Below are 12,465 nucleotides of genomic sequence, written 5' to 3'. Positions count from 1 at the left end.
TCACGGCGCCTGCCGTGCCAGGCTTTCGTGGTGTTCGGCGCTCTCCCCCGCCGCCGGCCCGCGTTCCGCTTCCTCGATACGCTTGTAGGCGGCCAGCGCCTGACCCACCACCTGGTCCATGTTGTAGTAGCGATAGGTCCCCAGGCGGCCGATGAAGATGACGTTGGGTGTCGCCTCGGCCAGGTGCTGGTAGCGCCGGTAAAGCTCGGCGTTTTCCAGGCGCGGAATCGGGTAGTAGGGCTCGCCTTCAGCGCTGGGATATTCGTAGGTCAGGCTGGTACGCTCGTGCGTCTGACCGGTCAGGTGCTTGTACTCGGTGATGCGGGTGTAGGGCACCGCTTCGCTGGGATAGTTGACCACCGCCACCGGCTGGAAGCGCGGCGTATCGCGCGTCTCGTGCTTGAAAAGCAGGGAGCGATACGGCAGCCGGCCGAAGCGATAATCGAAGAACTCGTCGATCGGTCCGCTGTAGACCAGGTGCTCATGGGGGATCAATTCGCGGATCTCGCGGTAGTCGGTGTTCACCATCACCTTGATGTTGGGGTGATCCAGCATCCGCTCGAACATCCGGGTGAAGCCGTGCAGTGGCATCTGCTGGAAGGTGTCGCCGAAGTAGCGATCGTCGGTGGTGGTACGCGTCGGCACCCGGGCCGTCACCGAACGGTCCAGTTGCGCAGGATCCAGGCCCCATTGCTTGCGGGTGTAGCCGCGAAAGAAGGTCTCGTAGAGTTCGCGCCCGACCTGGTTGACCACCACGTCCTCCGAGGTGCGGATGTCTTCGACCGGCTCGGCGCGTGCGGCCAGGAAGGCTTCGGCGCCCTGCTCGTCCAGTTCCAGGCCGTAGAGGCGATTGAGGGTGGTCAGGTTGATCGGAATGGGCACCTGCTGACCCGCGACGTCGGCCAGGACCCGGTGCTCGTAGGGCCGCCACTCGGTGAAGCGCGACAGGTAGTCGACGATGCGCGGGGAATTGGTGTGGAAGATGTGCGGACCATAGCGATGCACCAGCACCCCGGCATCGTCATAGTGATCGTAGGCATTGCCGCCGATGTGCGGGCGCCGATCTACCACCAGCACGCGCTTGCCCAGGCCCGCGGCCAGCCGCTCCGCCAGCACGCTGCCGGCGAACCCGGCCCCCACGATCAGATAATCGAAACGCTCCAGCGCCGTTACCGCCATTGGATCTTCTCCCGCATCAGGTCACAGGTGCTGTCCCAGGACATCCCGGTCAGCAGGGCATCGGCGCGAGCCAGAAAGGCCTCGCGCTGGTCATGACTGGCCAGGGCCGCCTCGCAGGCCGCGACGAAAGCCTCGGCGCCTTCGGCGATCCAGACCACGCCGCTGTCGCCGTAGGTGCGCACCACATCGGTGACGGGCGTCGACACCACCGGGCAGCCCCCCGCCAGGTATTCGGGCGTCTTGGTGGGACTGATGAAACGCGTCGCCTCGTTCAGGGCAAAGGGCATCAGGGCCACGTCCCAACCGGCCAGGTAGGCGGGCAGTTCGTCATAGGTCTTGCCGCCCAGGTAATGCAGATTGGGCAGCTGCGGCAGGCTGGCGGGATCGATCTTGACCACCGGCCCCAGGATCACCCACTGCCAGTGCGGACGCCGCTGCGCCACCGCCTCCAGCAGGTCGAGATCCAGGCGCTCGTCGATCACGCCATAGAACCCCAGTCGAGGCTGCGCCAGACCGGCCTGGTCCGCAGGCTCCGTCAGGACCGCGCGGGCCTGGCCGAAATGCACCACGTCCACGCTACTGGGAAAGGGAAAGACCCGCGGATGGCGATCACGCTTGGCCTCGTACAGGCTGTAACCCCCGGTAAACACCAGGTCGGCGCGCTGCAGCAATTCCCGCTCCCGCTGCAGCAGGGCCGGGGGCGCGCCGCGAAAGGCCGAGAGTTCGTCCATGCAGTCATAGACCAGGGTCTGCGCCGGGATCTCGCCGGCATAGTCCAGCGCCATGGGTGTGAAATACCAGGCGACCGCCACCGGCCGCCGCAACTCCTGCAGATAGGTTTGCAGCAATTCCTGCTGGGCGCAGGCTCGCGCTTCCGCGGAAAGGCAGCGAGGCAGATGGGGTACCAATACCCGCACGCCGTTCTCTTCCACCCGCACCTCCAGATGCGAACGGCCATCCGTGGCATCCAGGGGCTCTTCGCAATAGAGCACGTTGTAGTGCTCGGCGAAGCGCACCATCTCGTGCTGCGGACGCTGGTAGACGAAGCTCCAGCGCAGATGGGCCAGGCATAGCAGGAGCGGCCTGGCGGGATCCCAGGGGCGCTCCGCAACGCTCGCGGGCTGTTTGGTCTTGCCGATCGTTTCGGTATGGGGGCCGGCCCAACTCATGGTGTGCTCCTGTGAGATCGAACGCCTGACCGAGGGCGGCGAAACAGCCGCGCCTCGGCCGGTGGCTTGGCAACTTGCAAAACGTCCAGAGACCCTCCCGAAGGTATCGGCAGTCGGAATGCGCGATATCGAGCAACGTTATCGACTTGTCCAACCGGCAAGGGTTCATAACTTTATCGATGAACTTCCGCTTCGCTAGAACCAATATCGCCATTCAACTTCAGAACAACGTCTACTCGATGAATTGGCACAACTAACGCTTCGCTCGATTAAAACCCAAGCGAAGCGTTATTTATGCCCGAGTCTGTACAAAATAATTATTTCTAATGAATGGCTACAGGTTTGGCGAGGGCGGTTGCATGTTGATGATCACGGGCGGCGCGGGCTACATAGGTTCTCATACGACGTTGGAGCTGCTCCGTGCGGGCCACGAGGTGGTGATACTGGACAACCTGGTCAACAGCCGAATGGAGGCCGTGCAGCGCATCGCCACCCTGGCTGGGCGGGCGCCCCTCTTCGTACGCGGTGATGTACGGGATCGCCCGCTCTTGGATCGACTGTTCCAGGAGCTGCCGATCACCGGAGTCCTGCATTTCGCCGGACTCAAGGCGGTCGGCGAAAGCGTGCGGCACCCCCTGCGCTATTTCGACAACAACGTCGGCGGCACCCTGGCGCTCTGCCAGGCCATGGCCGCCGCCGGGGTGCACCAGCTGGTCTTCAGCTCTTCCGCCACCGTCTACGGCCACTGCATTCCGCCGATCAGCGAAAGCTGCCCGACCGCGGAGCCGGCCAACCCCTACGGCCAGTCGAAACTCATGGCCGAGCAGGTACTGCGCGGGCTCGCCGGGGCCGATCCACGCTGGTCCGTTGCCGTGCTGCGCTACTTCAACCCCATCGGCGCCCATCCCTCCGGGCTGATCGGCGAGGACCCCCAGGGCACGCCCAACAACCTGGTGCCCTACCTCCTGCAGGTGGCCAGCGGCCGCCGGCCCTGGCTGGAGGTGTATGGCGACAACTACCCGACGCCCGATGGCACCGGCGTCCGTGACTACATCCATGTGCAGGATCTAGCCCGTGGCCACCTGGCGGCGCTAAATACCCTGGCCAGACGCCCGGGCGTCTCGACCTGGAACCTGGGTACCGGGCGCGGGCATTCGGTCAAGGAGGTGGTGGCGATCCTGGAACAGCAGCTGGGTCGCGACATCCCCTGCCGCCTCGCCCCGCGACGCGCGGGCGATGTGGCCCAGTGCTGGGCGGATCCGGAAAAGGCCTGGCAGGAACTCGGCTGGCGTGCCGAACGCAGCCTCGCCACCATGCTGGAAGATGCTTGGCGCTGGCAGTCGCTCAATCCCCAGGGTTATCGCCAGAAGACCCAGGCGATCATCATGGTGGAAGATTCTCTCCAGAAAGAACAACTGGCCCACGCGCCCGCATCTCGCTCCGCTTGAAGGGGCGCATGTGTTCCGCCCAATAAAAAGGGCTTCGCCTTAATCAAGCGAAGCCCTTTTTACTCGATAACCACGCTAGCAGCTCACGACCTGCAGCCATTAAACGAAACGCCAAATACGCCTATTTTCCTAATTACCGCTTCGTTATCGTTGAACAACAACTACGCCTATTGGCAAGACCAAGAAGATCGGCCCCTGCGGGCCTGATCTTTCCTATTCAGCGAACACCCTGAGCTGCAAGGATCTGCAGGAAGGCGTCCTCGTCCAGCACCTTGACCCCCAGCTCGTTCGCCTTGGTCAGCTTGGAGCCCGCCCCCGGGCCGGCGACCACCACGGCGGTCTTGGCCGATACCGAACCCGAGACCTTGGCGCCCAGGGCTTCCAGGCGTTCCTTGGCCTCGTCACGACTCATGGCCTCCAGCGTTCCGGTGAGCACCCAGGTCTGGCCGGCGAAAGGCAGACCCCGCACTGCCTGCCGGGTACTCTCCCAGTGCATGCCGAAGGCCTTGAGCTGGGCCTCGATGGCCAGCGCCCGGGTGACGTTGTCCGCCTTGGCGAAGTACTCGCGCAGCCCCTGCCTGGCCCGCTCATTGAGACCGGAGAGGGTCTTGAAGGTCAGCCAGTCCTGCGAGCCCTCGATCAGGGCCGCCAGGCTGGGAAAGGCGGCGGCCAGGGCCTTGGCGCCGGTCTTGCCCAGATAGGGAATGTGCAGCTGGTCGAGGAAGTCGGCGAAGGCGGCATAGCCGGAGAACTCCGCATGCACCTCGCCCTCGTCCGCCAGCGCGATACCGTTGGCCAGCAGCGCCTCCAGGACCTCGCGGTTGTGCGCGGACTGGAAAAAGTTGTGGATCTCGAAGGCCACCTCCGGCCCGATGTCCGGCAGATAGACCAGCACCTCGGGCAGCGCCTCGCGGATGCGCTGCAGACTACCCAGGGCGCGCGCCAGGCGCTTGGCGGTCTCTTCGCCCACCTCGGGGATGCCTAGGGCGAAGATGAAGCGGGCCAGCGCAGGCTGGCGGCTGGCTTCGATGGCCGCCAGCAGATTGCGGCTGGACACCTCGGCGAAGCCTTCCAGCTCGACCACCTGCTCGTAGGTCAGAATGTACAGATCGGCCGGCGATTTCACCAGGTCGCGGTCCACCAGTTGCTCGACGATGCGATCGCCGAGGCCGTCGATGTCCATGGCGCGCCGCGAGGCGAAGTGGATGATCGCCTGCTTGAGTTGCGCCTGGCAGGCCAGGCGGCCGACACAGCGATAGACCACGCCTTCGCTGACCGACTCCTTGCCCTTGCCGCGCTTGATCAGTTGGGTGCGTTCCACCGCCGAACCGCACACCGGGCACTGGGTGGGGATCGCCACCGGCCGAGCATCCGCCGGCCGCCGCTCCGGCACCACCTGCATGATCTGCGGGATGACATCGCCGGCGCGGCGCACGATCACGCTGTCGCCGATCATCACGCCCAACCGGGCGATCTCGTCCATGTTGTGCAGGGTGGCATTGGTCACGGTGACGCCTGCCACCTGCACCGGCTTGAGTCGGGCCACGGGGGTGATGGCACCGGTACGCCCCACCTGGAATTCGACATTGAGCAATTCGGTCAGCTCTTCCCGGGCGGGAAACTTGTGCGCCAACGCCCAGCGCGGTTCCCGGGCGCGGAAACCCAGCTCGCCCTGCCAGTCGAGCCGATTGACCTTGTAGACCACGCCGTCGATCTCGTAGGCCAGGGCATCGCGGCGCTGGCCGATGTCCTGGTAGTAGGCACGACAACCTTCCGCGCCCTGCACCTTGCGCAGCTCGCGACTGATGGGAATGCCCCACTTCCGGAGCTGCTGGAGAATGTCGTACTGGGTCTCCGGCAGCGTCCCGCCTTCGACGCGGCCGAAGCCATAGGCGCAGAACTCCAGCGGCCGCTGGGCGGTGATCCGCGAGTCCAGCTGGCGCAGGCTACCGGCCGCGGCGTTGCGCGGATTGGCGAAGGTCTTGCCGCCGCTCTCCATGGCCCGGGCATTGAGCGTCTCGAAACCGGCGCGGGACATGAACACCTCGCCACGCACCTCCAGCACCGCCGGCCACCCTTCGCCCTGCAGGCGCAGCGGGACGTTGCGGATGGTGCGCACATTGGTGGTGATGTCTTCGCCGGTGGTGCCGTCGCCGCGCGTGGCACCGCGGGTCAACAGGCCGTTCTCGTACAGCAGGCTGACCGCCAGGCCATCGAGCTTGGGCTCGCAGGTGTACTCGACGCCGGAATCCGGTCCGGCGAAGTCGGTCTCGCCGAATTCCTCACGCAGGCGCTTGCCGACACTGCGGTCGAAATCCTGCAGGTTCTCGTCGGCGAAGGCATTGCCCAGGCTGAGCATGGGCACCTCGTGACGAATGGTGCCAAAGGCGGCCAGGGCCGAGCCGCTGACCCGCTGGGTGGGCGAGTCGGGCGTCACCAGCTCGGGATGGTCGGCCTCCAGCGCCTTGAGTTCGCCGAACAGCCGGTCGTACTCGGCATCGGGCACGCTCGGCTCGTCCAGCACATAGTAGCGGTAGTTGTGGGCGTCGATCTCGCTGCGCAGGGCGGCGATCCGGGTGACGGCATCTTGGGCGTCGGTCATGGCGGTCTCTCACTGTCGCCACCCAGGGGTGGCCCTGGCGGCACCCCTGGCGCCGCGGTAAAACTTACAAACAAAAAGAGCAGCCGAGGCTGCTCTTGGTTCGCTCCGGCACGATCAACGCTTGAGCATCAGGCTCTTGCGTTCGAAATCGACGATGCGCTGGCGGTAGTGTTCGATGGTCTGGGCGGTCATGACGCTACGCTGCTCGTCCTTCAGCTCGCCATTGAGCTCGGACGACAGCTTGCGCGCCGCTGCCACCATCAGGTCGAAGGCCTGCTTGGGATGGCGCGGACCGGGCAGACCCAGGAAGAAGCTCACCGCCGGGGTATGGAAGTCGTCGATGGCATCCAGGTCGAAGGTGCCCGGACGCACGGCGTTGGCCATGGAGAACAGCACCTCGCCATTGCCCGACATGCTCTCGTGACGATGGAAGATATCCATGTCGCCGAAGCGCAGCCCGCTTTCCAGGATGCTCTGCAGCAGCGCCGGACCGGAAAAGCCCTTCTCGTCTCGGGAGATGACGTTGATCACCAGCACCTCGTCCACCGGCGCCATGGCGGCCTGACCGCTGCCCGGGCTGACGGGCTCGCTGACCGGCTCGCGCTCGGGCGCCTTGCTGCTCAGCGGCTTGTCCTTGCGCGGCTTGTCGCGACCACGGGTGGCGACCTCATCGGAATCGACGGCCAGGCCTGCCAGGCCTTCATCGCTGGCAGACAGGTCGAAGCTGTCGGCACTGGGTTCTTCACGGCGCTCATCGCGGCGCTTGCGCTGGTTGGAGCGCGGCGGCGTCGGCTCGCCCGGATCATCCAGGGATGGCTCCTTGGGCTCTATCACCCGTGTCGGGCCAACGATTTCCGGATCCTCGTCCTCGTGTTCCGGATGGTTGTTCAGCGACTGGTCAAGTTTGAACTTGAGCTTGCCCTTGCCGCTCATGCGACGCCAACCATCGAACAGAATACCGGCGATGACGATGACGCCGATGATGATCAGCCACTCGCGCAGACCCATATCCATGAAAAAGACATACCCCTGTGAAAATAATGGACCGACACTGTCGGGAAACTTTGGAAAGTCGACGCTTGCGAGGTCTTTCCAAAACCTCCGAAACCTACGCCAAGTCAGTGTTCTTCCTAGCTTTTTCCACTTACCGCTAGCGCGGCCATAAGCTAGCACGACTTCTGCCAACTTTACACCGCCAACCCGCGAGGCTGTGGGGCACTAGGCATCGACCATGGCCACCGCCTCTTCCACATCCACCGCCACCAGCCGTGAACAGCCCGGTTCGTGCATGGTCACACCCAGCAACTGATCGGCCAGCTCCATGGCGATCTTGTTGTGCGTGATGTAAATGAACTGCACCTTCTCCGACATGCTCTTGACCAGTCGGGCATAGCGGCCGACGTTGGCGTCATCCAGGGGCGCATCCACTTCATCGAGCATGCAGAACGGCGCCGGATTCAACTGGAAGATGGCAAAGACCAGCGCCAGTGCCGTCAGGGCCTTTTCGCCACCCGACAACAAATGAATGGTGCTGTTCTTCTTGCCCGGCGGCCGCGCCATGATCGCAACCCCGGTATCGAGTAAATCTTCCCCAGTAAGTTCCAGGTAGGCACTGCCACCCCCGAAAACTTTTGGGAACAGCGCCTGCAGGCCATGATTGATCTGGTCGAAGGTATCCTTGAAACGATTGCGGGTTTCCCGATCGATCTTGCGGATGACGCTTTCCAGCGTCTCCAGTGCCTCCACCAGATCGGCGTTCTGGGCATCCAGATAGGTCTTGCGCTCGGCCTGTTGCTGATATTCGTCGATGGCCGCCAGGTTGATCGGTCCGAGCCGGGCGATCCGCGCCGCGACGGCGTCCAGCTGCTCTTCCCAGGCGGCCTCGCTGGCCTCCGCGGGCAGGGTCGCGATCACCGTCGCCAGGTCGTAGCCATCGGCCGCCAGCTGCTCAGCGAAGCCACTGCGGCGGGTCGCCAGGCCCTGCCACTCCAGGCGCTGCTGCTCCAGCTGGCCGCGCAGCAGCGTGGCCTGCTGTTCCGCCTGCAGGCGCCGTCGCTCGAAATCACGCAACTGCCGATCGGCATCCTCCAGCGCCAGCCGCGCCGTACACATCTCCTCGTCCACCTGCAGACGCCGCTCCAGCAATTCCTCCAGGCGCAGTCGTAATTCGTCGAGGGGCTCGCCGCCTTCCTCCAGGTTGAGATTGAGCTGCTCGCAGCGCTCACCGAGGCGCGCGGTCTGCAACTCCAGCCGCTCCAGCGCCTGGAGTGTCGACTGTCGCTGGGCTCTCAGGGTGGTCAGGCGCACCGTCAATTGATGAAGTTGTTCCTGAGCCTGGCGCTGGCGCTGCCGCGCCGCTTCCACCGCCTGCCGATGACGGTCGCGCTGTTCCTGCAATTGCGCGCGCTGCTGGGTATCCACGGCCATGGCGTCCAGGGCGTCCTGCAGGCGCAACCGGCATTCGCCCAACTCTTCCTGCTCATGCGCCAGCTGCTGCTCGACATCCTTGAGTTCGGCCTCCAGCTGCCGGCGACGGATGCTCAACTGTTCGGCCCGTGCCTGCTGAGCGGACAGCTGGGCGCGCGACTCGGCCAGCCGCTGCTGCTCCTGCTGCTGGCGCCGCCGCGCCTCTTCGCGCTCGCCTTCCAGCCGCTGCTGGGCCGCGCGACGCTCTTCCAGCCGCGCTTCCTGGAGGGCGAGCGCCTCGCTCAGCTCCAGGCGCCGCGCCTGCAATTCCTCCAGTTCGCGGCCGCGGGCCAGGACACTGCCTTCGGCCGCCTGGGCCCGCCGCACGCGCAGGAAATGCCGGGAGAGCCAGTAGCCTTCCGGCGTGATCAGACTCTGCCCCGGAGCCAGGGCCGCCCGCCGCGTCAGCGCTTCGTCGTAACTGTTCGCGATCAGCACCTGACCCAGCCAGGGCGACAGGTCGCGCGGTGCCTGCACCTGCTCCAGCAGGCTGCCCACCGCCACCGCCACCGAACCGGGCAGCGCCAGGTTCAGGGCGCCACTGGCGAAGCTATCGAGACGCAGGGCCTCCAGATCATCCAGACAGACCGCCTGCAGGTCACTGCCGAGGACGGTTTCCACCGCCAGTTCCCAACCGGGAGTGACCTGGACCTCGTCCGCCAGCTGCGGCGCCGCGGCGAGTCCCTCGGCTTCGAGCCATTGAGCCGCGCCGGTATCGGGGGCCAGCGCCGCCTGCTGCAGGGCTTCCAGCGAGGCGATGCGGCCTTCCAGCCGCTGCAATTCGCCCTGACGCTGACTCTGGTCATTGGCCAGCCCCAGCAATTCTTCCCTCAGTCGCTGCAAGCCCTCGCCGACCTGCAATTCCTGTTCGGCCAGGCCTTCCAGCAGCAACTCGTCTTCGGCGATCTGCTCTTCGAGCATGACCAGCCGCTCGGACGGACCGTCCTCGCCCAGCAGGGTCCGCTCGTCGCGCAGGCGACGCTGACGGTCCACGCCGCGTTCCAGACTCTGCTCCAGAGAGCGGATGCGTGCCTGCTGCACGTCCGCGTCCCGTTGCGGCTCGATGCTCGCGGCGCTGAGCGACTCCCAGCGCTGCTGCCAGTCCGCCAGGGCCGCCTCCGCCTCTTCCAGCGCGGCACTGCCCTCCTCGCCCAGCGCCCGTGCCGCCTCTTCCTCGGGTTCGAGCATCGCCAGCTCTTCTTCGAAGGTGGCGAGCAACACCCGGTCGTGCTCCAGGTGGGACTCGGCCTCGCTGCGGGCCTGCTCGGCTTCGCGCAGGTCGTCCTGCAACTGGCGCTGGCGCTGCTGACCATGCTGGATGGTCTGCTCCAGGCGGGCGATGTCACCACCCAGGGAGTAGAAGCGACCCTGCACCAGATTGAAGGCTTCGCTGAGCTCATGATGACCGTCGCGCAGCCGCTCGATGCCGGCGTCCGCCTGGCGCTGCTCGGCGGTCAGGGCCTCGAGGGCGGTCTCCTGGTCGCGGATCACCTTTTCGCGCTGCCCGACGCGGCCATCCAGCTCGCGCCAGCGTACCGCCTGCAATTGCGCCTTGAGTTGCCGCTCCTCCTGCTTGAACGCCTGGAAGCGTTCGGCCGACTGCGCCTGGCGGTGCAACCGCTCCAGCTGGCGCTCCAGCTCCTCGCGCAGGTCGGTCAGGCGGGCGAGATTCTCCTGGGTCCGGCGAATGCGATTCTCGGTCTCGCGCCGCCGCTCCTTGTACTTGGAGATGCCTGCGGCTTCCTCGATGTAGTGTCGCAGGTCCTCCGGGCGCGCCTCGATCAGCTTGGAGATCATCCCCTGCTCGATGATCGAATAGCTGCGCGGCCCCAGGCCGGTACCGAGGAAGATGTCGGTGATGTCACGCCGGCGGCACTTGGTGCCGTTGAGGAAATAGGTGTTCTGGCCTTCGCGGGTCACCCGGCGGCGAATGGAGATTTCCGCGTAGCTGGCGTATTCGCCCACCAGGGTGTGGTCGGAGTTGTCGAAGATCAGTTCGATGGAGGCCTGGGACACCGGCTTGCGGCTGTTGGAGCCATTGAAGATGACGTCGGTCATCGACTCGCCGCGCAGATTCTTGGCCGAGCTCTCGCCCATCACCCAGCGCACGGCGTCGATGATGTTCGACTTGCCGCAACCGTTGGGGCCGACCACCGCTGCCATGTTGCTCGGGAAATTCACCGTCGTCGGATCGACGAAGGATTTGAATCCCGCCAGCTTGATCGACCTCAACCGCATATCAGGAGCCCTTGTTCACCGCGCCGTGCCCAACCGCAGGCGAAAGGGCGAAAGTCTACCATTGGCGGCAGCGACTGCCGTCGCCGCGCATGAGCTTATTTCCAGCCGTTCTGCACGTCTCCAGGGCGACAGGCTATAGTCCTGCACCCCCCACTCGCAGGATGCCCCCATGAAGATCCTTCGCCTCACCCTGCTCGCCACCGCGCTGGCGGCCAGCGCCCAGGTCCTGGCCGCCCCACCGCTGCTCAACGTCTCCTACGACGTCATGCGTGACTTCTACAAGGACTACAACCCGGCCTTCCAGGCGCACTGGAAAGCCGAACACGGCGAAACGCCGGTGATCCAGATGTCCCATGGCGGCTCCAGCAAGCAGGCGCGCGCGGTCATCGACGGCCTGCAGGCCGACGTCATCACCATGAACCAGGCCACCGATATCCAGGCCCTGGCCGATCGCGGCCTGGTGCCCAAGGACTGGGAAACCCGCCTGCCCGATCGCAGTGCGCCCTTCACCTCGGCCACGGTGCTCATCGTCCGCCAGGGCAACCCCAAGGGCATCCATGACTGGCCCGACCTGCTCAAGGATGGCGTCCAGGTGATCGTGCCCAACCCCAAGACCTCCGGGAACGGTCGCTACACCTACCTCTCCGCCTGGACCTACGCCCTGCGCCAACCGGGCGGCGACGAGCAGAAGGCCCGCACCTTCGTCGCCGAACTGTTCAAGCACGTACCCATCCTGGACACCGGCGGTCGCGCGGCTACCACCACCTTCATGAAGAACCAGCAGGGCGATGTCCTGGTGACCTTCGAGAACGAAGCCGAGATGATCGCCCGGGAATTCGGTCGCGGTGGCTTCGAGGTGGTCTATCCGAGCATCTCGGTGCAGGCCGAGCCGCCGGTGAGCGTGGTCGACAGTGTCGTCGACAAGAAGGGCACCCGCGCCGAGGCCGAGGACTACCTCAGGTATCTCTGGTCCGACCAGGGCCAGAAGATCGCCGCAGACAACTTCCTGCGTCCGCGCAATGCCCAGATCCTGGCGCAGTACGCCGATCGCTTTCCCAAGCTCGAATTGATCGATGCCCAGAAGGAATTCGGGCCCTGGAGCGGTATCCAGAAGACCCACTTCGCCGATGGCGGGGTCTTCGACCAGATCTATACGCCCCAGTGACAGGCTCGCGCCCGGCCAGGTGCCGGGCGTCTGGCGGGCGTAAAGGACACGCACACAAAAACACCGCCCCGAGGCGGTGTCTTTGTTTGTTTGGAGCGGGAAACGAGACTCGAACTCGCGACCCCGACCTTGGCAAGGTCGTGCTCTACCAACTGAGCTATTCCCGCAATATGGCGTCCCCTAGGGGACTCGAACCCC

7 protein-coding genes and 1 tRNA gene are annotated in these 12,465 nt (G+C 65.2%); 2 read left to right on the top strand and 6 right to left on the bottom strand.

Annotated features, from left to right (window positions below):
- Both glf and RCF34_RS20605 read right to left on the bottom strand, forming a co-directional pair.
- A complete protein-coding gene (gene glf, locus RCF34_RS20610; RefSeq protein WP_308709847.1) occupies positions 1 to 1,179 on the bottom strand; it encodes a UDP-galactopyranose mutase in 1,179 nt (392 codons plus the stop codon).
- Positions 1,170 to 2,348, bottom strand: a complete 1,179-nt coding sequence (locus RCF34_RS20605) for a glycosyltransferase family 1 protein (protein ID WP_308709846.1) — start codon at positions 2,346 to 2,348, stop codon at positions 1,170 to 1,172. The genes glf and RCF34_RS20605 overlap by 10 nt, the downstream gene beginning before the upstream one ends.
- A 359-nt stretch (positions 2,349 to 2,707) precedes the next feature.
- On the opposite strand from RCF34_RS20605, the gene galE reads away from it, so the two are divergent.
- Positions 2,708 to 3,796 carry a UDP-glucose 4-epimerase GalE gene (gene galE / locus RCF34_RS20600; protein WP_308709845.1) on the top strand — a complete coding sequence of 363 codons (1,089 nt, stop codon included), beginning with the start codon at positions 2,708 to 2,710 and terminating at the stop codon, positions 3,794 to 3,796.
- Between the two features lie 217 nt (positions 3,797 to 4,013).
- On the opposite strand, the gene ligA is transcribed toward galE, so the two are convergent.
- From ligA to smc, 3 genes are all read right to left on the bottom strand, one after another.
- Positions 4,014 to 6,398: an NAD-dependent DNA ligase LigA gene (gene ligA, locus RCF34_RS20595; protein ID WP_308709844.1), complete on the bottom strand. Its 2,385-nt coding sequence runs from the start codon at positions 6,396 to 6,398 to the stop codon at positions 4,014 to 4,016.
- A gap of 114 nt (positions 6,399 to 6,512) precedes the next feature.
- Positions 6,513 to 7,412 (bottom strand): cell division protein ZipA, encoded by a 900-nt coding sequence (zipA, locus tag RCF34_RS20590; RefSeq protein WP_308709843.1) that lies wholly within the window; start codon positions 7,410 to 7,412, stop codon positions 6,513 to 6,515.
- Between the two features lie 204 nt (positions 7,413 to 7,616).
- A complete protein-coding gene (gene smc, locus RCF34_RS20585; protein ID WP_308709842.1) occupies positions 7,617 to 11,102 on the bottom strand; it encodes a chromosome segregation protein SMC in 3,486 nt (1,161 codons plus the stop codon).
- A gap of 169 nt (positions 11,103 to 11,271) precedes the next feature.
- Here smc and RCF34_RS20580 point away from each other — a divergent pair, with 169 nt between their 5' ends.
- On the top strand, positions 11,272 to 12,267 hold the full coding sequence (locus RCF34_RS20580; protein ID WP_308709841.1) for a sulfate ABC transporter substrate-binding protein: 996 nt from the start codon (positions 11,272 to 11,274) through the stop codon (positions 12,265 to 12,267).
- 91 nt (positions 12,268 to 12,358) lie between these two features.
- Here RCF34_RS20580 and RCF34_RS20575 read toward each other — a convergent pair.
- Positions 12,359 to 12,434, bottom strand: a tRNA-Gly gene (locus RCF34_RS20575).
- Positions 12,435 to 12,465: the final 31 nt, after the last annotated feature.

Origin of the sequence: Pseudomonas sp. 102515, from assembly GCF_031085165.1 — a bacterium.
Classification (GTDB): Bacteria; Pseudomonadota; Gammaproteobacteria; order Pseudomonadales; family Pseudomonadaceae; genus Chryseomonas.
Note: the sequence above shows the minus strand (reverse complement) of the source record. Positions and strands in the feature narration are given on the sequence as shown.